We start from the raw sequence: 20,504 nt of genomic DNA on the forward strand, positions 1-20,504 counted from the left end.
TGCTAATTTCCCTCGAGATAGGCGCTGAAAGCATGTGCCGAAAAGGGAAAGACAGCGAGCTGCTTGTCATCATTCACATGAGCGATGCAAAAACTTCAGGACGGAAAAGTGGAGCTCCCGTCGCATAATTTTCTCTATTGTCGGCCAATCGGGAAGAGCTGCGCTGCGCGGGCAGCCGGTCGCCGTGCTCTCATGGATTGCGACGCGGGAGGCGCATCGGCCGACCTCCCGCGTCGATGCATCAACTCTTGATGTCGATGCGCTTGACCTGCGACTGCGCCTTCTCGCTCTTCGGCAAGGTGACGGTCAGCACGCCGTTCTTGAAGCGGGCATCCACCTCGTCTTCCTTGACCTCGTAGCCGACCGGGATGCGGCGCTCGAAGCGGCCGTAATAGCGCTCGGAGAACTGCGTATCCTTGTCCTCCGTCTCGGAGCGCTTCTCGCCTCGCAGCGTCAGCACGCCGTCGTCGAGCAGGACCTCGATATCTTTCTGTTCGAGGCCCGGCACCTCGGCCATCACCTTGATCTCCTTCTCGCCATTGGAGATCTCGACGCTCGGCCAACCGGCGCCGAGGGCGGAGACACCGCCAAAAGACGGCAAGCGGCTATCGAAGCCGCGGAAAACGTCGTCAAACAGGCGGTTCACCTCGCGATGCAGCGACAGGAACGGATCGCGCTCACCGTCGCGGAATATGCTTGGAAGCTGGTTGCCGTTGCTCCGGCCCCAGGGAATCAGATCACGGACACTCATGGTTTCGCTCCTTTCTGTTCATCGGCTCGAAAGGCTCCTACGCGCCGGGCAAGTGCCCGGCGCCTTGCGCGAATGCCCTCAGGCGGCGTGCTTCTCGGCTTCGATCTTCTTTGTCGTGCCTTTGAGCGTCGCCTTGTCGGCTGCGATCTCGATCCGCCGCGGTTTCATCTCTTCCGGGATTTCGCGCTTCAGATCGATCGTCAGCAGCCCATTGACCAAGCTGGCGCCAACGACCTTGACGTGGTCGGCAAGCTCGAAGCGGCGCTGGAATGCGCGGCCGGCGATGCCACGATGCAGGTACTCACCCTTGTCCTCGCCGGCTTTCTGGCCCGAGACCATGAGCATGTTCTGCTCTTGGGTAATGGCCAGTTCATCCTGCGAGAATCCGGCCACCGCCATGGTGATGCGGTAGTCGTCTTCTGCGGTCTTGGCGATGTCGTAGGGTGGCCAATTGTCGACGGTTTCGATCCGGCTTGCCGTTTCGAGCGCGTTCAGCATTCGATCGAAGCCTATGCTCGACCGGAACAGGGGACTGAAGTCAAACGTGGTTCTCATAGCTACATCCTCCATTGAGCAACATAGATACGAGGGGCGCCAAGGAAGCGGTGCCCCTTGACCTGCCGGTCTCTCAAGCACCGGCATAGTCGATCTGGGAATTCAACGCGGGCACGTCAAGGCCCCCGAAGCCGCCTTTATGGTCGTGAAAAGTCAGATCTTCGCCTGCATCCAGGCAGGCAAACGATGAATTGAGGGCGGCCGCACAACACGACCGCCTTGGGGAGCTGATTTCAATGGATCGCGATGATCCCGTCGACGGCCCGCCATTCCGATGCCCTGATGAGCCGATGGTGGGCGACACGGACGGAATGCAAGGCGCCAGCCAGCTCGCGCTCCCAAAAGCCCAGAAAGCCCCTCAGCACGGGGAAATCCGGGGCCAGATCATAGTCCTGCCAGACGTAAAGCTGGAGCAGGCTGGGATGGTCGGGCAAATGATAATGGATCTCGGCAGTGGTCAAGCCATAGCCATTCATCTGCAAGCGGAATCCCCTGCTGACCGCGCTCGCCATCGCCTTCGGGCCCTCACGCGCTCAGCCGGTCGACCAGCTGCCGGTGGTCGTCATCGGCAGGGTCGCCAGGTTGCGGGACCAGCGCATCAAGCCGGCGCAGCGCATCCATGATGTCGTCGAAGGAGACCGGCCGCTCGGTGCCCGGCGGTTGGCGCAGCGCCGGCATCGATTCCACCGCGCAGGCATCGGACGCCCAGGACGAAAGGATCGCCCGCTTTTCCCATATGTCGAGCGAGCCATCCTCCAGCACATCCTGCGGGTGCCGAAAATGGCTGGCCGGCGAGAGCAGCCGGTCGAACGAAAGGTCTGATATTGCGGGAGCTAGGGAAGGAATGATCGGCGAAAGCGTCTGTCGGTCCATTTCTGTCCTCCGTCTCCAAAAAACTCCTTGTTTCGGGTTCCAGTTTCTCAACGGTCCCGGCGCCGGGCGCCGATAATCTTGTTCAACTCAATCGCGAATTCAAGCCTCTCCGTTATCGGAGCGGTCCAATTTACCGCATGTTTTCAGCGCGCTAGCACTCAACGGTCGAGAGTGCCAAAAATTTTGCGGCATCCCCTTGAAAGTAGAAGAAGGCAAAACTAGTTCGACATGCGCGCGATGCCGAAAAGGGTCGCGCGAGCCCCGCTCCGGTCCTGCCGGTCCGGAGCGGAGGGACCTCTCGCAATCTGTTTGTCCTGAAGGAGAACGATATGACGTTCCGTCCACTGCATGACCGCGTACTCGTGCGCCGCATCGAGGCCGAAGAGAAGACGGCCGGCGGTATCATCATCCCCGACACTGCCAAGGAAAAGCCGCAGGAAGGCGAAATCATCGCCGTCGGCCCGGGAGCCCGCGACGAGAGCGGCAAGCTCGTGCCCCTCGACGTGAAGGTCGGCGACCGCATCCTGTTCGGCAAGTGGTCCGGCACCGAGATCAAGCTCAACGGCGAGGATCTGCTCATCATGAAGGAAAGCGATGTGATGGGCGTGATCGAGCACGCCGCGACGCTGAAGAAAGCCGCCTGACCGGGGCTTCGATCAAACCGCAACCCAGTCAATGAAAGCTGCCTAGACAAGGAGTGATCCAATGGCTGCCAAGGAAGTCAAATTCCATTCCGACGCCCGTGAGCGCATGCTGCGCGGCGTCAACATCCTCGCCGACGCGGTGAAGGTGACGCTCGGTCCCAAGGGTCGCAACGTCGTCATCGACAAGTCGTTCGGCGCGCCGCGCATCACCAAGGACGGCGTCACCGTCGCCAAGGAAATCGAGCTCGAGGACAAATTCGAGAACATGGGCGCCCAGATGGTCCGTGAAGTCGCTTCGAAGACCAGCGACATCGCCGGCGACGGCACCACCACTGCCACGGTGCTTGCCCAGGCGATCGTTCGCGAAGGGGCCAAGGCCGTTGCCTCGGGCATGAACCCGATGGATCTGAAACGCGGTATCGACAAGGCGGTGGATGCGGTCGTCGCCGAACTCAAGGTCAACGCCCGCAAGATCACCAGCAACGACGAGATCGCACAGGTCGGCACCATCTCGGCCAATGGCGATGCCGAGATCGGCCGCTTCCTGGCCGAGGCTATGGAAAAAGTCGGCAACGAAGGCGTCATCACCGTCGAGGAAGCCAAGACGGCCGAGACCGAGCTGGAAGTCGTGGAAGGCATGCAGTTCGATCGCGGCTATCTCTCGCCCTATTTCATCACCAACCAGGACAAGATGCGCGTCGAGCTCGAAGAGCCCTATGTGCTGATCCACGAGAAGAAGCTCAGCAATCTTCAGGTCCTGCTGCCGGTGCTGGAGGCCGTGGTGCAGTCCGGCAAGCCGCTGCTGATCATCGCGGAGGATGTCGAGGGCGAGGCTCTTGCCACGCTGGTCGTCAACAAGCTGCGCGGCGGGCTGAAAGTCGCCGCCGTCAAGGCGCCGGGCTTCGGCGACCGGCGCAAGGCCATGCTGGAGGACATCGCGATCCTCACCGGCGGCACGGCCATTAGCGAGGATCTCGGGATCAAGCTGGAGAACGTCACGCTGGAGATGCTCGGCCGCGCCAAGAAGGTCGCGATCGAGAAGGAGAACACCACCATCGTCGACGGCGCCGGCAAGAAGGAGGAGATCCAGGGCCGCATCACGCAAATCAAGGCCCAGATCGAGGAGACTACCTCCGACTATGATCGCGAGAAGCTGCAGGAGCGGTTGGCCAAGCTCGCCGGCGGCGTTGCCGTGATCCGCGTCGGCGGCGCGACGGAAGTCGAGGTCAAGGAGAAGAAGGACCGCGTCGACGACGCGCTGCACGCCACGCGCGCCGCGGTAGAGGAAGGCATCCTGCCCGGCGGCGGCGTTGCCCTGCTCAGGGCGGCCAAGGCGCTCGACGCGGTCGCCGTCGACAACCCGGACCAGAGATATGGCGTCGATATAGTGCGGCGCGCGATCGAGGCTCCGGCGCGCCAGATCGCCGAGAACAGTGGGTCGGAAGGCTCGATCATCGTCGGCAAGCTGCGCGAGAAGACCGACTTCGCCTTTGGCTGGAACGCCCAGACCGGTGAATATGGCGATCTCTACAAGCAGGGCGTCATCGACCCCGCCAAGGTCGTCCGCACTGCGCTGCAGGACGCCGCTTCGGTCGCCGGTCTGCTCGTTACCACCGAGGCGATGGTGGCCGAGAAGCCCAAGAAGGAAGCCGCTCCGGCCATGCCGGCCGGCGCCGGTATGGATTTCTGAGACGCCGACCGCAGCCCGCTTCCGGCAACGGGAGCGGGCGTTTCGAAATGCACGATGGGAGGCCTTTATGGATATGATGAGCGGGGATGGCTCGGTTCCCGCGCCGACGCATCCGGCAAGCGAATTCCTCGCCTATGAAGCCGAGTGCCGGAGCGCGCTGAAGCCGCTGCTGACACGCTTGCTCGACACGGCCGAATCCGCCGGATGGAACCGGCGGACGGTCGCCTCGACGCTGATGTTCCTCGCCGCACAGCAAGTATCGGCGGCGGAAACATCCGCGCGCGGTTGAGCCAAATCGGGCCCCGCTTGCAAGGCGGGGTCCATCCGATCGCGAACGGACGAGGATTGCCATGATTGCGGGACGATTGCGGGAATGCCTGAGAACCTTGCGATGGGACGCTGCCGACCTCGCGCAGGAGCTTGGCTGCGCCAGAAACGACGTGGCGCGCTGGATCGAGGGGCGCGCGCCGGTGCCGCTGGCGGTCGCCGCCTGGATCGAGGCCCTGGCCAAGGCGCATAGCGCGCTGCCGCCGCCGCGTCTGAACCAACAGAGTCCAGCGGCGCAGACCACGGCGGCGGGCCCGGTGGTTGTGCAGGCCTTCACCGGCATAGGCCAGTCGCGGCCGCACGGCATCGTCCTGCAAGCGCCCTACCCGCGCCGGCCTGCGCTCGCCGGGACCACCGGCCTTCGCCCCGGCGCCATGGGCACCCACCCGAAAGAGGGTCCAGACCATCAACCACGACCGCTTTGAAGAGCCTGTCACTGTCCTCGTCGGCATGGGCTTGCCGGTGCGGCTGGAGACGGTGGCGGAAGCCTATGCCCTGCTGCAGGATTGGCCGGCTGCGAGCAGGAGCAGCGCCTGTGCGATCGCGCTCAACGCCTGCAAAGCCGGCATTGCCGGCGAGATCGACGCGGAAACGGTACGGGCAACCCTTGTTGCCTTCGCCCGCCGCCACGATATTCTGGCGCCGGACATGGTTTCGCTGGCGCCCGCAGCGCTGGCAGGGCGTGCGTCCACAAGCAATAATGGCTGAAGATTTGAAACCCGGCGCGTGCTGGCGCGGCGGACAAAATAACCTAACCCAGGAATTCTGAATGACGACGAACACCAAGGCGAAGGAAACCAGGACGTTCGAGGCGGACGTCTCGCGGCTGCTGCATATGATGGTGCATTCGGTCTATTCGGACCGCGATGTCTTCCTGCGCGAGCTGATCTCCAACGCGGCAGATGCCTGCGAGAGGCTGCGCTTCGAGGCGGTGAGCCGGCCAGAGCTTCTGAGCGACGATGCCAAGCCGCGCATTACAATTGCCGCCAATCCGGACAACAGGGAACTCTCCGTCGAGGACAACGGCATCGGCATGAGCCGCGACGAGATGGCCGAGGCGCTTGGCACGATCGCGCGCTCCGGCACACGCGCTTTCATGGAGCGCGTCGAGGCGGGTAAGGCGGCGGAAGACACGCAGCTCATCGGCCAATTTGGCGTCGGTTTTTACTCGGCCTTCATGGTCGCAGACCGTGTCGACGTCATCAGCCGTCAGGCCGGCAGCGACGAGGCTTTCCGCTGGTCATCCGACGGCAAGGGCACTTACGAAATCGCGCCGGCGCCGCTCGAGGCCGCACCCAAGCGCGGCACGCGCGTCGTGTTGCATCTGATGGAAGACGCCTCTTCCTACACCACGCCCTATCGGCTCGAGGGGCTGGCGAAGTCGCAGTCGGGCCATGTGCCGGTGCCGATCACCCTCGTCGAGAAGCCCGGCGCCGAACCGCGCGATATCGCCGACGGCACGGCGCTATGGGTGCGGCAAAAGAGCGAGATCAAGCCAGAAGAATATACCGACTTCTACCGCAGCATCGCCGGCCAATATGACGAGCCAGCCTCGACGATCCATTTCCGCGCCGAGGGCCGGCAGGAATACAGTGTGCTCGCCTTCGTGCCGGGATCGCGGCCGTTCGACCTGTTCGACCAGGACCGCAAGGGCCGCATGAAGCTCTATGTGCGGCGCGTCTTCATCACCGATGATGCCGATCTCCTGCCGCGCTATCTTCGCTTCGTGCGCGGCCTGGTCGATTCCGCCGACCTGCCGCTCAACGTGTCGCGCGAGATGATCCAGGAAAGCCCCTTGCTCGCAGCGATCCGCAAGGGCGTGACCAACCGCGTTCTCGGCGACCTCGCCAAAACGGCCGAAAACGATGCCGAAGCCTACGCCAAAATCTGGGAGAATTTCGGCGTCGTCCTCAAGGAAGGTCTTTATGAGGACTACGAGCGACGCGAGCAGCTGCTGAAACTTGCCCGCTTCCGTTCGACGACCTCAGGCGAAGGCTGGCGCAGCCTTGCCGACTACATCGCAGCGATGAAGGAGGGCCAGAAAGCGATCTTCTTCATGGCCGGCGACGATCGCGCCCGGCTCGAAGCCTCGCCCCAGCTCGAAGGTTTTCGCGCACGCGGCATCGAGGTGCTGTTGCTGACCGACCCGGTTGACAGTTTCTGGGTGACGATGGCGCCGGAGTTCGACGGCAAGCCGTTCAAGTCGGTGACGCAGGGCGCGGCAGACCTTGCCGATATCGCTCTGCCCGAGGATACGGCGAAGCCCGACGCGGAGACGTCATCGGATATCGCTGCCTTCCTGGCTTTCGTGAAGACGACGCTTGGCGAGGAGGTATCGGACGTGAAGGCCTCCGACAGGCTGACCGAAAGCGCCGTCTGCCTTGTCGCTCCCGAGCACGGCCCCGATCGCCAGTTCGAGCGCCTGCTCAACGCCGCCGGCCGGCTCGACAAGGCGGCCAAGCCGATCCTCGAGATCAACCCGCGCCACGAGCGCGTGGCGGCGCTGGCGAAACTCGGCGACGACGACAAGGCGTTCAAGGAAGACGCCGCGCATCTGCTTTACGACGAAGCGCGCGTGCTCGACGGCGACAAGCCGGCCGACGCCAAGGCGTTCTCGGCGCGGCTTGCGCGACTGATCGATCGCGGCTTGGCGAGGGGGTAAGCGCCGGCGCTCGCCCGATAGGGGGAACGCGCCGCCGCCCATTGCGTAGGGTCTCGCCCTACCCCCTCAGCCCCGGCGCTTCCTGGCCGGTGCGGGCGACATATTCGGTGTAGCCGCCGCCATAGGTGTGGATGCCTTCGGGCGTCAGCTCCAGCACGCGGTTCGACAGCGCGGCCAGGAAATGGCGGTCATGCGAGACGAAGAGCATGGTGCCTTCGTACTGCGATAGCGCCTCGATCAGCATCTGCTTGGTGGTGATGTCGAGGTGGTTGGTCGGCTCGTCGAGCACCAGCAGGTTGGGCGGGTCGAACAGCATCAGCGCCATCACCAGCCGCGCCTTCTCGCCGCCGGAAAGCACGCGGCACTTCTTTTCGATCTCGTCGCCGGAAAAGCCGAAGCAGCCGGCTAAAGCGCGCAGCGGCGCCTGGCCCGCCTGCGGAAAATTGTCCTCCAGCGTTTGGAAGACGGTGCGCTCGCCATCGAGCAGTTCCATGGCGTGCTGGGCGAAATAGCCCATCTTGACGCTCGGACCGCGCGCAACCGAGCCCTCGTCCGGTTCGGAGGCACCGGCCACCAGCTTCAAAAGCGTCGACTTGCCGGCGCCGTTGACGCCCATGACACACCAGCGCTCGCGGCGGCGGATCTGGAAGTCGAGGCCTGAATAGATCGAGCGGCTGCCATAGGATTTGTGGATGCCTTTCAGCGTCGCCACGTCCTCGCCGCAGCGCGGCGCCGGCTGGAACTCGAAGGCTACCGTCTGGCGGCGCTTCGGCGGCTCGACACGGTCGATCTTGTCGAGCTTCTTCACCCGGCTCTGCACCTGCGCCGCATGCGATGCGCGCGCCTTGAAGCGCTCGATGAAGGCGATCTCCTTGGCCAGCATCGCCTGCTGGCGCTCGAACTGCGCCTGCAGCTGCTTGTCGGCCAGCGCACGCTGCTCCTGGTAGAATTCGTAATTGCCGGAATAGGAGGTGAGCGCGCCGGCATCGATCTCGATGATCTTGGTGACGAGACGGTTCATGAACTCGCGGTCGTGCGAGGTCATCAGCAGCGCGCCGTCATAATCCTTGAGGAACTTCTCCAGCCAGATCAGGCTTTCGAGGTCGAGATGGTTCGACGGCTCGTCGAGCAGCATGACGTCGGGCCGCATCAACAGGATGCGGGCGAGTGCCACGCGCATCTTCCAGCCGCCGGAAAGTTTTGAAACGTCGCCGTCCATTATCTCCTGGGAAAAGCCGAGACCATCGAGCACCTCGCGCGCGCGGCCGTCGAGCGCATAGCCGTCGAGCTCCTCGAAGCGGTGCTGCAATTCGCCATAGCGCTCGATGATCTCATCCATCTCGTCGGCGCGGTCGGGATCGCCCATCGCGTGCTCAAGCTCGCGCATCTCGGCGGCCACGGCGCTGACCGGCCCGGCGCCTTCCATGACTTCGGCGACGGCGCTCAAGCCGCCCATATCGCCGACATCCTGGCTGAAATAGCCGATGGTGACGCCGCGATCGACCGACACCTGGCCTTCATCGGGCTGCTCCTGGCCGATGATCATGCGAAACAAAGTCGTCTTGCCGGCGCCGTTCGGACCGACCAGCCCGATCTTCTCGCCCTTCTGCAAGGCGGCCGAGGCTTCGATGAAGACGATCTGCCGGCCATTCTGCTTGCCGATATTTTCGAGACGGATCATGGGCTCGTAGGGAGTAGGGAGTAGGGAGTAGGGAGTAGGGAGTAGGCCCAATAAGGGAGTGCGTGCGATAAGGGAACCCCCCATCGCTGCTTGGCCTGAACGTAACCCTACTGCCTACTGCCTACTCACTTTGCGTCGTGGAAGATGATCCCCACCGTGTGCCTCCACCCCGACCGCAACCGGCTGACACCATGGCGCATGTTGACGCGATATGGCCCTTGGTGCCTTGCACCGGCCGGTTGTGCACGGCGAAGATCACCGCATCGCCGCGCTTGAGCGGCACCACCTCTGCGCGGCTCTGCATGCGCGGGCGCTGCTCGGTGAGCACGAATTCGCCACCGGTGAAATCCTCGCCGGGCTCGGACAAGAGGATCGCCACCTGCAGCGGAAAGGCGAGCTCGCCGTAGAGATCCTGGTGCAGGCAGTTGAAGTCGCCGGGGCCGTATTGCAGCAGAAGCGGCGTCGGCTTCACCTGGCCCTCGTCGTGGCAGCGTTTCAGGAAGGCGGCGTGCTCGGCGGGATAGCGCTGGGCAACCCTCATCTTCTCGTTCCAGTCATTGGCGACCGTGGCGAGGCGTGGATAGAGGCCTGAGCGCAGGCCTTCGATCAGGTCAGGCAGCGGATATTTGAAGTATCGATATTCGCCCTTGCCGAAGCCATGACGCGCCATCACGACCTGGCTGCGGAAATGCTCTTGATGCGGATAGAGGCCGGCGATATCGGCGCATTCGTCCGCCGACAGCAGGCCGGACATGACCGCGCAGCCATGAGCATTGAGGTCTGACACCAGCGCGCGCCAATCCTGCGCCGCGACACGGGATTCGGCGGAGCGGCTGGCGCGTTTGGTGTTCAGGGAATGGATGGTCATGGGCGCCTCCTTTGCTTGGTGTCAAAGTGGGGCGGAGACGACGTGTGGGCCACCCGATACATGACAAGATTGCGAGGCGCGGGAGCGCTAATCTCCCCCCTTGCGGGGGAGATGGCCGGCAGGCCAGAGGGGGGTGTGACGGAACGCCGGCCTGCGTGCCTTGCAGTGACGAAAACTTCCGCAAGCTCCGATATATGAAGTTGAGACGTCGGCGGGACAGCACCCCCCTCTGCCCTGCCGGGCATCTCCCCCGCAAGGGGGGAGATTGGCAGCTTCATCGCCTGCGATATCCTTCCAGCTCCGGATCGAGATCCACCTTCACAGCATTGGTGAACACACAGGTTGCCACCATGATGCCGGCGAAGGCGGTGAGGTTGACCAGCAGCGTCTCGTCGTAGCGCGCCTTGAGCGCGGCCCAGGTTTCTTCTGGGACGGCGTTGGCATCGGCGGCGAGCACCTTGCCGAAGCCAATCAGCAGCGCCTCGTCGGCGGTGGGCTCGATCGCTTCGGGGTCGAGCCCGCGCTCGATCAATGCGCGACGGAAGAAGGTCACGGGGATCTCGGCGCGCATCGTCCCGGCGATCGCCTTCGAGAACAGCCAGATGGCGCGGTCGTCGAGCGTGGGCTTGAGAAGGTCGCGCAGCGTGAACCATTCGGCGTAGATGCGGTGGGCGGCCGGCGAGTGAAGCAGGATGCGTTTCATATTGGTCATGCGGCCGCGCAACGCGAGCTCTCGGTCGTGCTCGGCGCGGATGTCGTCCGAGGCGGTTGCGTAGTCGATGGGGGATAGATACGCCATCGCGCTCACCCCAATGTCGCGTGCAGCGCCGGCGCGCCGCGCAGCGTGTTGGAGACGGTGCAGATGTCTTCCGCGTCCGCCAGGATCCGCTCTTTCATTGCGGCATCGAGGTCGCCGGTGATTTCCAATCTGACGATAAATGTTTCGACCCGCGACGGCTCATCCTTCGCCTTGTCGCCGCTCACATTTGCCCTCACCTCGCCGAGCCGGTCGGCGACGCCGAGGCGGGTGGCGGCGATGCGGGCGCTGAGCACCATGCAGGCGGCCAAAGAGGCATAGAGCAGATCGAGCGGGCTGAAGCCGGGAGCGCTGACCTGCGTGACCACGTCGGCGGTGCCGCCGGTCGGCGTCGTGACCGCCGGCAGGCTGCCCGGCGGCAGGACGGCAAGCGCGCCGGCGTTGCGGGTGCGTAGCTTTAGGTCAGCCATTGCGTTCCTCGTTAGATCGACGACCATCAATAGCGGACGATGAGTGAGAAGGACAATCGCCAAGGGCCGGCGCTGCCCCTCATTGTCCTGCCGGACATTTCTCCCCGTATAGTGACGAGGAGAAAAGGCTTGTCGAGCGCGGCGGCCCTTGCCTTCTCTCCGTTCACGGAAGGTCGGATGAGGGGCGGTGCGGCGTTGGAACAGTTGGCGCCTTGCCACCTCTGTGCGACAGTTCTGCAGCGGCCGAACACGGTTTTGTGAGCGAGAAGGCCGGTCATCAATCCGTTGCACTCGATCCCTACGTCGCGGATGATCGGGCGAAGAAATCAGGGATGCCGCCGCATATGATGAAAAATCATGCGGTCGCCCTTCTGGCGGCCTCGATAACCGGCTTCACCGCGCCTGCCAACACCGCGGAGCCGTCCAGCGTTCATTCAGGCCCCATGTCGCGCCAGGAGGCCTTTGCGCGCGCCGAGGCGCTGACGGCGCTTGGGCGGCAGATGTTTTTCGACCCGTCGCTCTCCGCATCGGGCAAGCAGGCCTGCTCGTCCTGCCATGATCCCAACCACGCCTTCGGACCGGCCTCGGCCTCGCCGGTCGAAACGGGCGGAGCGAAGCTCGACCAGCCCGGCGTTCGCGCCGTGCCGTCGCTGCGCTACCTGCAGGCGGCGCCGGCCTTCACCGAGCATTTCTACGATTCCGAGGACGAAGGCGACGAGAGCGTCGACAATGGCCCGACCGGCGGCCTGACCTGGGATGGCCGCGCCGACCATGGCAAGGACCAGGCAAGGATCCCGCTGCTCTCGCCCTTCGAGATGGGCAACAAGGACGCGGCCCAGGTCGTCGCCAGCCTGCGCCAGGCGCATTATGCCGACGCCTTCAGGGCCGCCTTCGGCGCCGATATCTTCGAGCACCCGCAGGACGCCTTCGACGCCGCGGTCGAAGCGCTCGGCACTTTCGAGCAGAGCAGCACCGATTTCTATCCCTATTCCAGCCGCTACGACGCCTTCCTCGCCGGCAAGGCGCAACTCTCCGCGCAGGAATTGCGCGGCCGCATGCTGTTCGAGGATGAGGCGAAGGGCAATTGCGCGAGCTGTCATCTCAGCGAACCGGCCAATGACGGCGAGCCGCCGCAATTCACCGATTACGGCCTGATCGCGATCGCCGTGCCGCGTAACCCGGCGATTCCCGCCAACGTTGACCCCAACTATTTCGACCTTGGCCTGTGCGGCCCGCTGCGCACCGACTTCAAGGGCCGCGTCGACTATTGCGGCCTGTTCAAGACGCCGACGCTGCGCAACGTGGCGCTCCGGAAAAGCTTCTTCCACAATGGCTATTTCCACACGCTGCGCGAGGCGGTGGCCTTCTATGCCAGCCGCGACAGCGACCCCGGGCGGTGGTACCCGAAGAAGGCCGATGGCGCGGTCAACAAATTCGACGACTTGCCAAAGGCTTACTGGGGAAACCTCAACACCGACCCGCCCTTCAACGGCAAGAAACCTGGCGACAAGCCGGCGCTGATCGACGCCGAGATCGACGACATCGTCGCCTTCCTCGGCACTCTGACCGACGCGGACCAGGCGGGACAGTAGTCTAAACTGCCAGGACACATCGTTGGGACGCAACATGCGGCGACTCCAGTCGGCGCCCGGCTACCCACTTCAATTGTGTGCCAATGTGAGCCACATCATAGCAACGTCGTTCCTCGTCTGCTATATGTCAGCCGCCTTTCACGGGACGGGGTCTCGCATGAGGTTCATCGCGGTGCAGGAGCCGCCCGGCAACAGCTGGGCGGTGTTCGATGCGGGCAATGGGGCGCCGGCCGAATATGCCGGCCGGGTGCTGATCGGCCTGACATCCCGTGAAGCTCGCTGGTTCGCCACCATGGGCAACGACCGCACAGCCCTGCCGCAATACAGCCGGCCGGTCGCGTATCTGCGACTGGTCCGCACGATCCAGGAAAGGTCCGGTCAAACAGGCAATTGAGAGGCCGTGCTGCCAGATTGATTCAGGCAGGGCTACTCGAGCAGGTTTGCCGTTTCCCCGGAACGGCGGGCCCGCTCCGGTTCCTCACCCCGCCGGCGCGTAGCGGCTCACCACCATGCCGCTGGCATAAGGCTTCGAGCCGAGGAGCTTCAGCCTGCCAAATCCGCCCTTGTCGAAGATGCGGCGGCCGCTGCCCAGAACCGCCGGATTGATGAAGAGCTGGTACTCGTCGACAAGGGCCGCGGCAACCAGCGCCGAGCCGAAGCCGGCGCCCCCGAACACGGCGACGTTGCCGCCCTCGCCTTGCTTCAGCCTGTGCACCTCGCGCGGCAGATCGCCGCTCACGACCCGTGTGCGCTCCCAGCGCGAAGCCTCGAGCTTGTCGCTCGCCACCACCTTCTCAGCCTCGACGATGCGCCGCGCGAAGGCATAGAAAGGATCCTTCGGATATTTCCTCGCCGCGTTGCCCCAGTGGCTCAGATAGCCCTCCTCAGCCATCTTGCGGCTCAGCAGGATGGTGTCGATAGTCTCGAAAATGGCGTTGAAGTCCTGCTTGAGTTCCTCGTCCCAGGCGCTGTCGTCGCCCCATTCCCAGAGCTGCCACCGACGATCCTCATCGGCGCCGACAAAACCGTCGACCGACATCTGCATCTGCAGGATGAGCTTTTTCATTTCGGCCTCCTCTCAAATTGATTTACTTTTGGAACCATTTGACGCGATATGACAATGGTGTCAATAGTAAAGTGATTTAAAAAATGGAACCGTACTAATGTCGACCAAGGGACGATCCGGCTGCCCGATCAACCTCTCGCTCGAACTGCTCGGCGACCGCTGGACGCTGCTCATCATCCGCGACCTGATCTTCGCCGGGAAAAGGCATTTTCGCGAATTCCTGCAATCCGACGAAGGCATCTCGTCGCGCACACTCGCCGAGCGGCTGCAGACGCTGGTCGACGAAGGCATCCTCACCCGCAGCGACGATCCTACGCACGGGCTGAAGGCGATCTACCGGCTGACGGATGCCGGCATCGACCTGTTGCCGGTGCTGGCGACGCTGGCCGCCTGGGGCAGCAAACATCGCGGCGGCGACGACAAGCTCGCGCAGATCGCGGATGAACTCGCGGTCGGCGGTGAGCCGGCGCTGGAGCGGATGAAGCGGAAGCTGAGAACCGAGCATCTGGGCCAACGGGGCGGCGCAGCCGCCCGTCTCCCCCTCATGGGCGAGATAGGCTAGCGGGCCCGTCCGCGTCGCAGCGGCCCAACCGGCTCCCCAGCCGGCGGCTCTCCCGGCAACCCCAATCGCAGCCGCTCCTCCTCGGCGAAGATCTCGGCCTGCGCCTGAACATCGAACACTTGCTGCGTCAGCCTGCCGCCATCGACGACGCGCACGATCCATTGGCCGTTGACGGCTTTTACACGGACACTGTCTGGCTCGCTTGTTACCATATACAGCTCCTGCTCTTCGTTCGAAGAACTGCCTAACTCCACCCAACATGATCTAGCGCGCCTGGAATTGCCGAAAAGCGGGACTTATTGGTCTTTAGTGCAAAGCGACTCGCTGTTATGCAGCACGTTTGCGGAGCCTCGCGAATAAAAATGAGCATGTCGGAGCAGGCATGCCGTTGCACCTTGGGGCAGCGGAATTCCACTTTGCTACGACATTCGGCCTGCGGGACGACGCGACAGCGGATTTCGAAAGCGTCCGGATGGAACTGCGAATCGCGCAGCCCGGCAGTTGGCCGTGCATGAGTGCGGACGAATTCGTCACGCGGCGGCGGCCCGGCAGCCTTGGGGGGTGATACTGGGTTCGGCGGCCGGGCCTGACCGGAGTTTGCGAGGCCGCCGGCTGTCACAAACATGCGCTTGCGACCGGGCAAGGACAAGAACGACCTAGGCCCTAGGACCAAAGCTGCAAGGATATGGCCTACACAGCCAGTTGCGCTTTGATCGGCTGGGAAGAAACGCGCCGAATGCCGGCCGCGTCAAAAGCCGAAAAAATGCCGGCCGACGAGATAGCCGAGCGCCGCGACGACCAGCGGAAACAGCGCCGGCGCGGCCTTGCTGAACAGCGAGGGGTTCACCTCCTTGACGGGAGCGCTGGGTTTGGCATTGCCGAGGTTTTTGGTCATGAGCTCGTTACCGGTTGGGGCTGGCTGCCGGCTTGAGACATTAAATTAGAAGTTGCTCATTAAATTTCCCAGAAGGCCGCCGCTACAATTCGCGGCAATTTATTCCGATTGCTGGGTACGCTCGGAAAGCGCGAAGGCCTGGAGGTTGCGCGACTTGCCCGGATCCTGGTCGGCGTTGGCGATGATGGCGTGAAAGGCCGCGCGGGCGATATCCTTCTTCTTGGCATCCGGATGCAGTTTTCGCACTGCCCTGAGCAGGTCTTTCGGTTTCATATCGGGGGTGACAACGCGCATCAGCGTATCACCTATGGCCTGCAATTCGCTGGCATCCATAACGATGAACCCTGTTTTGGCGGCATCAACCTAACATATAGACGGGCGAGCGCGTCACTTTTGTGATGCGCCGTCCGTCATCCCGTTTCGCGAAACCGCAGCCGGTCGCCTTGGCGGCGCGTTCAGAGGAGCCTTGTGGCGAAGGCGTCGAGCCGCGAATTCTCCCTATAGGCCAGCCGGACCGCCAGCGCAGCGATGGCGGCGCTGGCGACGCCGGCGATCACGTCGCTGACACGAGGCTGGAGCCGGAAATTCCGCAAGATGGATCGTAGTGGCCCCGGCCGCGTTCATCCGCGGGGATGCAACCAGCCGTTTCATCGAGCAGAGGCCGCATCATGCTCATCCAACCGATCGACTATTTCCTCATTGCCTGGTTCGTGCTCGCGGCCGCGTCGACGCTCTATGTCGGCTTCGACCAATACCGCAACAATCCCGAGCCGGTGGTGATGAAATGGGGCTTCATCCTGGTGACGCTCTATATGGGCCCGCTCGGCCTGCTGCTTTATGCGCTGGCCGACAAGGAACCGCGCCCGGCGAGCATGAGGCCTTCACAAAACCCCTTTGGAAGCAGGGCGTCGGCTCGACCATCCACTGTGTCGCCGGCGACGCCACCGGGATCATCCTTGCCGCGGTCGTCACCGCCACGCTCGGCCTGCCGATGTGGCTCGATCTCATCGTCGAATATCTCGCCGGCTTTGCCTTCGGCCTGTTCATCTTCCAGTCGCTGTTCATGAAATCGATGATGGGCGGCAGCTATTGGGAGAATGTGAAGAAGAGCTTCCTGCCCGAGTTCATCTCCATGAACTTCATGATGGCCGGCATGGCGCCGGTCATGAGCTTCCTGATGATGGGCCGCGACATGCGCGCCATGGAGCCCACCGAACTTCTGTTCTGGGGCGTGATGTCGCTCGGCGTCATCGCCGGCTTCACGCTGGCCTATCCCGCCAATGTCTGGCTGGTCGCGCGCGGCCTCAAGCACGGGCTGATGACCGAGCGCCCGAAGCGAGCGAGCACGGCCATGCCCGGCAAGGCCACGAACCGGCGGGCGAACAGCGCGCCGCCGGCCATCACATGCGCTCGGACGCGACCACCCCGCAAATCGCGGCGCTCGGTACGGTTTCTGCGCTGGCCCTGGCGATCGGCATGGCGGCGCCTGCGAACTGGCTGAACCTCAGGCTCTCGGCCCGCGACGTCGGCGGAGTGATCATGCCGCAGGGCATGATCATGGACCGTGACACGCCGGCCGACGCCATGCGCGACATGGCGGCGGCCGACCCACGCCTGGTGACCGCCTCCTATGGCCTTTCGGCCAGGGGAGACCAGGACCTGCCGTTCCGGATGGAGAACGGCGTGAAGGTGTTCGAGCTGAGGCCGTCGGTGGTCCGCTGGCAGATCCTGCCGGACGTGACGGTCGACGCCTATGCCTATAACGGCCAGATCCCGGGGCCGCGCATCCATATCCGCCAGGGCGACCGGGTGCGCATCAACGTCACCAACGGACTGCCGGAGGAAACGACGGTGCACTGGCATGGCCTGGTCCTGCCCAACCAGATGGACGGGCCGGCCGAGATCACCCAGGCGCCGATCGAGCCCGGACAGACCTATTCCTACGAGTTTACCGCCACCCAGCACGGTACTTACTTCTATCATCCGCACGCCAAGCCCGACCGCACCCAGGCGCTCGGTCTCTATGGCGCGCTGATCATCGATCCCGCCAATCCCGCCGACGAGGTCGCCGCCGACCACGACTATGTCATCGAGCTGCAGGAATGGCTGGTCCGGGAAGGACTGACCTATCCGTCGATGCCGATGGACGGCGGCATGCCAAATTTCTTCACCATCAACGGCAAGGCCTATCCGTCGACCGAGACCATCCATATGAAAGTCGGCGAGACGCTGAAGGTCCGCTTCATCGGCACCAACAACGGCTTCATACACCCGATGCACATCCATGGCGGCCCGTTCGAAGTGGTCGCCCGCGACGGCGAGACGATTCCCGCCGCCGCACGTTTCCTTGCCGATACCGTCAATGTCGGACCGGGCCAGCGATATGATGTCATCTGGACAGCGAGGCGTCCGGGCAAGTGGCTGATCCACTGCCACATCCCGCATCACACCACCAACAACAATGCCGAGGAGAAGGGCGGCGGCGGGCTGATGGTGGTGATCGATGTCACATGACCGTGGCAGAGCGCTCGGCATTCGCTTGTCCGACGAACCCGCGTTGGGTTCGGAACCCTTGCCGCCCTCGCAGGGTTGATATGCGAGGCGAAGCGCCATGGAAGACAAACCGCCTGCCGAAAACCCGGGAAGGATCCTCGCCACCGTGCTGGCGATCTGCCTCATCATTATCGCCTTGTTCTTTATCGGCTTCAGATATTCGGAGCGCGATCAGGGAGCCTTGATCGTGCCCGGATCGGCGCAGGGCAGTAAGTGATCGGCCCGAAGGCCCGCCAGGTGTGGACAGGGCTGTAACACTTTGATTTGCCTGTCATCCCTCGCAAATCTTTTAGGTTCGAGATCGCACGCCGGGGAAGAATCAGGTTTTCCGAAACGTTTATCCAACAGGCGGCGCTCAGCGCCTTGCGCCTGACAAGGCGCTCATGAGCGAGCAACCCTTCCGGCAACAGCGCGTAACCGCGCCCGAGGCCCAGGGAGACAGAACATGTCGATCAGCGCCTATATCAACCGGATCGCGACAGCGGTTCCGGAGCACGAGGTCCACCAGTTCTATCTGGCCTACGCGGCCTCGATGCTCGCTGCCGATCGCAGGAGGATATTCGAACGCATGGCCGGCCTTGCCGGCATCGAGCACCGCTTTTCATGCTTTGCGCCTGCTCTCGACCCCGAAGGGCCGTCGGCCGACCTTGCCGGGGCCTTCAAGCGCGGCGCGTTTCCCGGAACGGCTGCCAGAATGGCGATGTTCGCTGAAGCAGCACCCGTCCTGGCGCAAAAGGCCGTCGACGGACTGCGCCTTGGTGACGAGGCATCGCGCATCACCCATCTCATCGTCACCACCTGCACCGGTTTCTCCGCGCCGGGCATCGACCTCGACCTTGCCGCGCGATGCGGCCTGTCGGACGGTATCGAGCGCACGATGATCGGGTTCATGGGCTGCTACGCTGCGGTCAATGCCCTCAAGCTTGCCCGCCACATCGTCCGCTCCGACGCGCAGGCCAGAGTCCTCCTGGTCAATATCGAGGTCTGCACCCTGCATCTGAGGGAAACCACCGAGCTGGAAAAGCTGCTGTCCTTCTGCCTTTGGGGCGACGGTTGCGCGGCGACACTGGTAACCGCCGAGCCCTCCGGTATCGAGCTCGACTCCTTCCACTGCATCGTCGCCGAGGAGCGGCGGGAGCTGATGACCTGGCATATCCGCGACCACGGCTTCGACATGTTTCTCTCGGGCAAGGTGCCTGCGGCGGTCCAGGAAACGTTGCGAAGCAACCAAGACGCTATCCTGGGTGGCGGGCCGCCGGAGGCGATCGACCTCTGGGCCGTGCATCCCGGTGGGCGCAGTATTCTCGATGCCGTCGAGAAGGCGCTCGACCTCGCGCCGGCCGCGCTCGGGCCGTCGCGCGAGGTGCTGCGCCGATACGGCAACATGTCGTCGGCGACGGTGATGTTTGTAATGGAAAAGATGCTGAAGGCGCCGGGCGGCCAGCTTGGCTGCGGCATGTCGTTCGGACCCGGGCTGACGGCCGAGACCATGTTGTTCCGGACCGCCTCATGAACGCGCTCGATCAACGGACCCTTGTCCCGGAAATCCTCGATCGCCTCGCCGCGGACGATCCGCGGGCGCTCCACTCTCGGCGCGATCTGCGCCGGATCAACGCGCTGATGTTCCAGGCGCCGATCATGGCGTCGCTGATGAGAAAATTCATCGCCAAGGCGCCCGGCCGCATCCTTGAGATCGGCGCCGGCGACGGCACCTTCATGCTGAAAGTGGCCCGGCGCATGACAAGAGACTGGCCGAAGGTGGAGCTGACGATGCTCGATCGCGTCGGCCTCGTCACGCCCAAGCTGAGGGCGGATTTCGCCGGTCTGGGATGGAAGCTCGAAACCTTGACCGCCGATGTCTTCGACTGGGCGCAGAAGGCGGATGGCGGGACTTTCGATGTGATCACGGTCAACCTGTTTCTGCATCATTTCGACGACGCCGGACTGCTACGTCTGTTTTCGCTGCTGGTTCGCAGGGCGCCATTGCTCATGGCGACGGAGCCGCTGAGGGCAGGCTTGGCGCTCGCGACGACCCGCCTTCTGCCGGCGATCGGCGCCAGTGACGTCACCAGGCATGACGCCGCTCAGAGCGTGCGCGCCGGCTTTCGCGGCAGCGAACTTTCCGATCTCTGGAGCGCTGCCGGAGGCCGGCCGCTCGAGGAGCGGCGTGCCGGCCCCTTCTCCCATGTCTTTGCCGGCGCCGCGTCGATGCCTGCCAAAGATGTGCCATGAGACCGGCATCGACACACGATGCGATCGTCATCGGTGCCGGCCCGGCAGGCACGTCAGCGGCGCTGGCGCTGGCCCGGCGCGGCTGGACCGTGGCGATCGTGGAAAAGAGCGTGTTTCCGCGTCGCAAGGTGTGCGGCGAATATATCTCGGCAAGCAACCTGGCGCTCCTCGAGCGACTGGAGATCGTCGATGCGTGGCGGGCCGAGGCGGGTCCCGAAATTCACCGGGTCGGCTTGTTTTCCGGCGATACCAGCGTCGAGGCGCCGATGCCGCGTGCGAAGTCCGCGCCCGCGGCGGGAGACGGTTTCGGGCGATCGGGCCGCATC

At 63.8% G+C, this 20,504-nt stretch carries 27 protein-coding genes and 1 pseudogene; 15 read left to right on the plus strand and 13 right to left on the minus strand.

Annotation, left to right across the window (positions count from 1 at the left end; all coding sequences use genetic code 11):
• Positions 1-241 precede the first annotated feature (241 nt).
• The 4 genes from LB565_RS15435 to LB565_RS15450 form a co-directional block, all read right to left on the minus strand.
• Positions 242-751: an Hsp20/alpha crystallin family protein gene (locus tag LB565_RS15435; RefSeq protein WP_224585412.1), complete on the minus strand. Its 510-nt coding sequence runs from the start codon at positions 749-751 to the stop codon at positions 242-244.
• A gap of 78 nt (positions 752-829) precedes the next feature.
• A complete protein-coding gene (locus LB565_RS15440) occupies positions 830-1,306 on the minus strand; it encodes an Hsp20 family protein (protein ID WP_224585414.1) in 477 nt (158 codons plus the stop codon).
• Positions 1,307-1,539: 233 nt separating this feature from the next.
• On the minus strand, positions 1,540-1,818 hold the full coding sequence (locus LB565_RS15445; RefSeq protein ID WP_224585416.1) for an usg protein: 279 nt from the start codon (positions 1,816-1,818) through the stop codon (positions 1,540-1,542).
• Between the two features lie 13 nt (positions 1,819-1,831).
• Entirely contained in the window at positions 1,832-2,179 is a 348-nt protein-coding gene (locus tag LB565_RS15450; protein ID WP_224585418.1) for a hypothetical protein, read from the minus strand.
• A 329-nt stretch (positions 2,180-2,508) separates the two neighbouring features.
• On the opposite strand from LB565_RS15450, the gene groES reads away from it, so the two are divergent.
• From groES to htpG, 6 genes are all read left to right on the plus strand, one after another.
• Positions 2,509-2,823: a co-chaperone GroES gene (groES, locus tag LB565_RS15455; protein ID WP_224585420.1), complete on the plus strand. Its 315-nt coding sequence runs from the start codon at positions 2,509-2,511 to the stop codon at positions 2,821-2,823.
• 61 nt (positions 2,824-2,884) lie between these two features.
• Entirely contained in the window at positions 2,885-4,513 is a 1,629-nt protein-coding gene (gene groL / locus LB565_RS15460) for a chaperonin GroEL (protein WP_224585422.1), read from the plus strand.
• Between the two features lie 67 nt (positions 4,514-4,580).
• Positions 4,581-4,802: a hypothetical protein gene (locus LB565_RS15465; RefSeq protein ID WP_224585424.1), complete on the plus strand. Its 222-nt coding sequence runs from the start codon at positions 4,581-4,583 to the stop codon at positions 4,800-4,802.
• A 61-nt stretch (positions 4,803-4,863) separates the two neighbouring features.
• Complete coding sequence (locus tag LB565_RS15470; RefSeq protein ID WP_224585426.1) at positions 4,864-5,265, plus strand: helix-turn-helix transcriptional regulator; 402 nt, start codon at positions 4,864-4,866, stop codon at positions 5,263-5,265.
• Positions 5,246-5,548, plus strand: a complete 303-nt coding sequence (locus tag LB565_RS15475) for a DUF982 domain-containing protein (protein WP_224585463.1) — start codon at positions 5,246-5,248, stop codon at positions 5,546-5,548. The genes LB565_RS15470 and LB565_RS15475 overlap by 20 nt, the downstream gene beginning before the upstream one ends.
• A gap of 61 nt (positions 5,549-5,609) precedes the next feature.
• Positions 5,610-7,502 (plus strand): molecular chaperone HtpG, encoded by a 1,893-nt coding sequence (gene htpG / locus LB565_RS15480; protein WP_224585428.1) that lies wholly within the window; start codon positions 5,610-5,612, stop codon positions 7,500-7,502.
• Between the two features lie 58 nt (positions 7,503-7,560).
• Here the strand turns inward: htpG and LB565_RS15485 are convergent, their stop codons facing one another.
• The 4 genes and pseudogenes from LB565_RS15485 to LB565_RS15500 all read right to left on the minus strand — a co-directional run bounded on the left by LB565_RS15485 (position 7,561) and on the right by LB565_RS15500 (position 11,278).
• A complete protein-coding gene (locus LB565_RS15485) occupies positions 7,561-9,183 on the minus strand; it encodes an ABC-F family ATP-binding cassette domain-containing protein (RefSeq protein ID WP_224585430.1) in 1,623 nt (540 codons plus the stop codon).
• Positions 9,184-9,308: 125 nt separating this feature from the next.
• Positions 9,309-10,051, minus strand: a pseudogene (locus tag LB565_RS15490) (2OG-Fe(II) oxygenase).
• A 274-nt stretch (positions 10,052-10,325) separates the two neighbouring features.
• Positions 10,326-10,850, minus strand: a complete 525-nt coding sequence (locus LB565_RS15495; protein WP_224585432.1) for a hypothetical protein — start codon at positions 10,848-10,850, stop codon at positions 10,326-10,328.
• A 5-nt stretch (positions 10,851-10,855) separates the two neighbouring features.
• The gene (locus tag LB565_RS15500; RefSeq protein WP_224585434.1) at positions 10,856-11,278 is read right to left on the minus strand and encodes an OsmC family protein; all 423 of its coding nucleotides are present in this window, start codon (positions 11,276-11,278) and stop codon (positions 10,856-10,858) included.
• Between the two features lie 344 nt (positions 11,279-11,622).
• On the opposite strand from LB565_RS15500, the gene LB565_RS15505 reads away from it, so the two are divergent.
• Positions 11,623-12,870 (plus strand): cytochrome-c peroxidase, encoded by a 1,248-nt coding sequence (locus LB565_RS15505; RefSeq protein ID WP_224585436.1) that lies wholly within the window; start codon positions 11,623-11,625, stop codon positions 12,868-12,870.
• Between the two features lie 157 nt (positions 12,871-13,027).
• On the plus strand, positions 13,028-13,264 hold the full coding sequence (locus tag LB565_RS15510; protein WP_224585438.1) for a hypothetical protein: 237 nt from the start codon (positions 13,028-13,030) through the stop codon (positions 13,262-13,264).
• An 84-nt stretch (positions 13,265-13,348) separates the two neighbouring features.
• Here LB565_RS15510 and LB565_RS15515 read toward each other — a convergent pair whose 3' ends face one another.
• Complete coding sequence (locus LB565_RS15515; RefSeq protein ID WP_224585441.1) at positions 13,349-13,936, minus strand: dihydrofolate reductase family protein; 588 nt, start codon at positions 13,934-13,936, stop codon at positions 13,349-13,351.
• Between the two features lie 97 nt (positions 13,937-14,033).
• Between LB565_RS15515 and LB565_RS15520 the strand changes: the two genes are divergently transcribed.
• On the plus strand, positions 14,034-14,498 hold the full coding sequence (locus LB565_RS15520; RefSeq protein WP_224585442.1) for a winged helix-turn-helix transcriptional regulator: 465 nt from the start codon (positions 14,034-14,036) through the stop codon (positions 14,496-14,498).
• Here LB565_RS15520 and LB565_RS15525 read toward each other — a convergent pair.
• The 4 genes from LB565_RS15525 to LB565_RS15540 form a co-directional block, all read right to left on the minus strand.
• Positions 14,495-14,710 carry a hypothetical protein gene (locus LB565_RS15525; protein ID WP_224585444.1) on the minus strand — a complete coding sequence of 72 codons (216 nt, stop codon included), beginning with the start codon at positions 14,708-14,710 and terminating at the stop codon, positions 14,495-14,497. The two genes, LB565_RS15520 and LB565_RS15525, sit on opposite strands and share 4 nt — an antisense overlap.
• A 536-nt stretch (positions 14,711-15,246) precedes the next feature.
• Positions 15,247-15,393 carry a hypothetical protein gene (locus tag LB565_RS15530; protein WP_224585445.1) on the minus strand — a complete coding sequence of 49 codons (147 nt, stop codon included), beginning with the start codon at positions 15,391-15,393 and terminating at the stop codon, positions 15,247-15,249.
• 99 nt (positions 15,394-15,492) lie between these two features.
• Positions 15,493-15,687 carry a hypothetical protein gene (locus tag LB565_RS15535; RefSeq protein WP_318012161.1) on the minus strand — a complete coding sequence of 65 codons (195 nt, stop codon included), beginning with the start codon at positions 15,685-15,687 and terminating at the stop codon, positions 15,493-15,495.
• 161 nt (positions 15,688-15,848) lie between these two features.
• A complete protein-coding gene (locus LB565_RS15540; protein WP_224585449.1) occupies positions 15,849-15,986 on the minus strand; it encodes a hypothetical protein in 138 nt (45 codons plus the stop codon).
• Positions 15,987-16,177: 191 nt separating this feature from the next.
• On the opposite strand from LB565_RS15540, the gene LB565_RS30040 reads away from it, so the two are divergent.
• From LB565_RS30040 to LB565_RS15565, 6 genes are all read left to right on the plus strand, one after another.
• Entirely contained in the window at positions 16,178-16,894 is a 717-nt protein-coding gene (locus LB565_RS30040) for a DUF4396 domain-containing protein (RefSeq protein ID WP_411970652.1), read from the plus strand.
• Positions 16,870-17,907, plus strand: coding sequence for a multicopper oxidase family protein (locus LB565_RS30045; RefSeq protein WP_411970653.1), 1,038 nt, complete (start codon positions 16,870-16,872; stop codon positions 17,905-17,907). The genes LB565_RS30040 and LB565_RS30045 overlap by 25 nt, the downstream gene beginning before the upstream one ends.
• A 97-nt stretch (positions 17,908-18,004) precedes the next feature.
• Positions 18,005-18,163 carry a hypothetical protein gene (locus tag LB565_RS15550; RefSeq protein WP_224585451.1) on the plus strand — a complete coding sequence of 53 codons (159 nt, stop codon included), beginning with the start codon at positions 18,005-18,007 and terminating at the stop codon, positions 18,161-18,163.
• A 228-nt stretch (positions 18,164-18,391) separates the two neighbouring features.
• Positions 18,392-19,459: a type III polyketide synthase gene (locus tag LB565_RS15555; protein WP_224585453.1), complete on the plus strand. Its 1,068-nt coding sequence runs from the start codon at positions 18,392-18,394 to the stop codon at positions 19,457-19,459.
• Positions 19,456-20,178: a methyltransferase domain-containing protein gene (locus LB565_RS15560; protein WP_224585455.1), complete on the plus strand. Its 723-nt coding sequence runs from the start codon at positions 19,456-19,458 to the stop codon at positions 20,176-20,178. Before LB565_RS15555 ends, LB565_RS15560 begins: the two co-directional genes overlap by 4 nt.
• The coding region (locus LB565_RS15565; RefSeq protein WP_224585457.1) for an FAD-dependent oxidoreductase at positions 20,175-20,504 on the plus strand (330 nt) is incomplete at its 3' end. The genes LB565_RS15560 and LB565_RS15565, both read left to right, overlap by 4 nt.

It is taken from the genome of Mesorhizobium sp. CA14, from assembly GCF_020165195.1.
In the GTDB taxonomy this organism is placed as follows: domain Bacteria; phylum Pseudomonadota; class Alphaproteobacteria; order Rhizobiales; family Rhizobiaceae; genus Mesorhizobium.

Coding starts and splice junctions, on each gene's coding strand:
- LB565_RS15510 (WP_224585438.1), top strand. CDS start 13,028: ATGAGGTTCATCGCGGTGCAGGAGCCGCCCGGCAACAGCTGGGCGGTG.
- LB565_RS15435 (WP_224585412.1), bottom strand. CDS start 751: ATGAGTGTCCGTGATCTGATTCCCTGGGGCCGGAGCAACGGCAACCAG.
- LB565_RS15495 (WP_224585432.1), bottom strand. CDS start 10,850: ATGGCGTATCTATCCCCCATCGACTACGCAACCGCCTCGGACGACATC.
- LB565_RS15450 (WP_224585418.1), bottom strand. CDS start 2,179: ATGGACCGACAGACGCTTTCGCCGATCATTCCTTCCCTAGCTCCCGCA.
- LB565_RS15485 (WP_224585430.1), bottom strand. CDS start 9,183: ATGATCCGTCTCGAAAATATCGGCAAGCAGAATGGCCGGCAGATCGTC.
- LB565_RS15440 (WP_224585414.1), bottom strand. CDS start 1,306: ATGAGAACCACGTTTGACTTCAGTCCCCTGTTCCGGTCGAGCATAGGC.
- LB565_RS15560 (WP_224585455.1), top strand. CDS start 19,456: ATGAACGCGCTCGATCAACGGACCCTTGTCCCGGAAATCCTCGATCGC.
- LB565_RS15470 (WP_224585426.1), top strand. CDS start 4,864: ATGATTGCGGGACGATTGCGGGAATGCCTGAGAACCTTGCGATGGGAC.
- groES (WP_224585420.1), top strand. CDS start 2,509: ATGACGTTCCGTCCACTGCATGACCGCGTACTCGTGCGCCGCATCGAG.
- LB565_RS15505 (WP_224585436.1), top strand. CDS start 11,623: ATGATGAAAAATCATGCGGTCGCCCTTCTGGCGGCCTCGATAACCGGC.
- LB565_RS15515 (WP_224585441.1), bottom strand. CDS start 13,936: ATGAAAAAGCTCATCCTGCAGATGCAGATGTCGGTCGACGGTTTTGTC.
- LB565_RS15445 (WP_224585416.1), bottom strand. CDS start 1,818: ATGGCGAGCGCGGTCAGCAGGGGATTCCGCTTGCAGATGAATGGCTAT.
- LB565_RS15500 (WP_224585434.1), bottom strand. CDS start 11,278: ATGGCTGACCTAAAGCTACGCACCCGCAACGCCGGCGCGCTTGCCGTC.
- LB565_RS15465 (WP_224585424.1), top strand. CDS start 4,581: ATGGATATGATGAGCGGGGATGGCTCGGTTCCCGCGCCGACGCATCCG.
- groL (WP_224585422.1), top strand. CDS start 2,885: ATGGCTGCCAAGGAAGTCAAATTCCATTCCGACGCCCGTGAGCGCATG.
- htpG (WP_224585428.1), top strand. CDS start 5,610: ATGACGACGAACACCAAGGCGAAGGAAACCAGGACGTTCGAGGCGGAC.
- LB565_RS15520 (WP_224585442.1), top strand. CDS start 14,034: ATGTCGACCAAGGGACGATCCGGCTGCCCGATCAACCTCTCGCTCGAA.
- LB565_RS15550 (WP_224585451.1), top strand. CDS start 18,005: ATGGAAGACAAACCGCCTGCCGAAAACCCGGGAAGGATCCTCGCCACC.
- LB565_RS15555 (WP_224585453.1), top strand. CDS start 18,392: ATGTCGATCAGCGCCTATATCAACCGGATCGCGACAGCGGTTCCGGAG.
- LB565_RS30040 (WP_411970652.1), top strand. CDS start 16,178: ATGGGGCTTCATCCTGGTGACGCTCTATATGGGCCCGCTCGGCCTGCT.
- LB565_RS30045 (WP_411970653.1), top strand. CDS start 16,870: ATGGCGGCGCCTGCGAACTGGCTGAACCTCAGGCTCTCGGCCCGCGAC.
- LB565_RS15535 (WP_318012161.1), bottom strand. CDS start 15,687: ATGCGCGTTGTCACCCCCGATATGAAACCGAAAGACCTGCTCAGGGCA.
- LB565_RS15530 (WP_224585445.1), bottom strand. CDS start 15,393: ATGACCAAAAACCTCGGCAATGCCAAACCCAGCGCTCCCGTCAAGGAG.
- LB565_RS15525 (WP_224585444.1), bottom strand. CDS start 14,710: ATGGTAACAAGCGAGCCAGACAGTGTCCGTGTAAAAGCCGTCAACGGC.